This is a genomic window from Streptosporangium nanhuense, assembly GCF_059358815.1.
In genome coordinates this window covers 1-660 of record NZ_JCADBG010000129.1, presented here as the reverse complement: position 1 = coordinate 660, position 660 = coordinate 1, and the positions used below count along the sequence as shown (strand labels likewise).

Sequence of the window (660 nt, the reverse complement as noted above, 5' to 3'; positions counted from 1 at the left end):
GGGTTGGCCAGCACGCCGGACGAGGTCCAGCGGTACGTCGAGGGAAGGTTGCAGGTGCCGCCCGGATCCGGCGTCGGAGTCGGAGTCGGAGTCGGGTCGGTGGTTCCCGGGGTGCCGTTCCAGGTCCACTTCTGGTTGTTGCCGCCGTGGCAGGCGTAGATCTGGATCAGGGTGCCGTTGGCGTTCGCGTTGTTCGCGGCGTCCAGGCACAGGCCCGACTGCACGCCGGTGATGCTGCCGTTGGTGTTGATGCGCCACTTCTGGTTGTCGCCGCCGTGGCAGCCGTAGATCTGGGCCTTGGCCCCGTTTCCGGTGCCGCCGGCGTCCAGGCACTTGTTGCCGTAGACCTTGAACTCACCGGCGGCGGTGTAGGTCCACTGCTGGTTGGAGTTGGTGTGGCAGTCCCACAGGGCCACCTGGGTGCCGTCGGTGGTGCTGTTGCCCGGCACGTCCACGCAGCGGCCGGAGGCCACGCCCCTGATCTGCCCGGTACCGCCACCCGCGGTCGGGGTCGGTGTGGGCGTCGGCGTCGGGTCGGGGTCGGGGTTGGGGTCGGCGGCGTTGAGGGCGTTGAGGACCGAGGTGTAGGCGGCCTTCTTGTTGCCCGAGGTGTCGAAGAGCAGCGGGCTGGTGTTGGCGCCGAGCCAGGAGTCGCTGTCG

Annotated in this window: 1 protein-coding gene; it reads right to left on the bottom strand. The window is 69.4% G+C overall.

Translation table 11 applies throughout. The features are described 5' to 3' along the window. The coding region (locus AC5L38_RS44325) for an RICIN domain-containing protein (RefSeq protein WP_495248843.1) at positions 1 to 660 on the bottom strand (660 nt) is incomplete at both ends.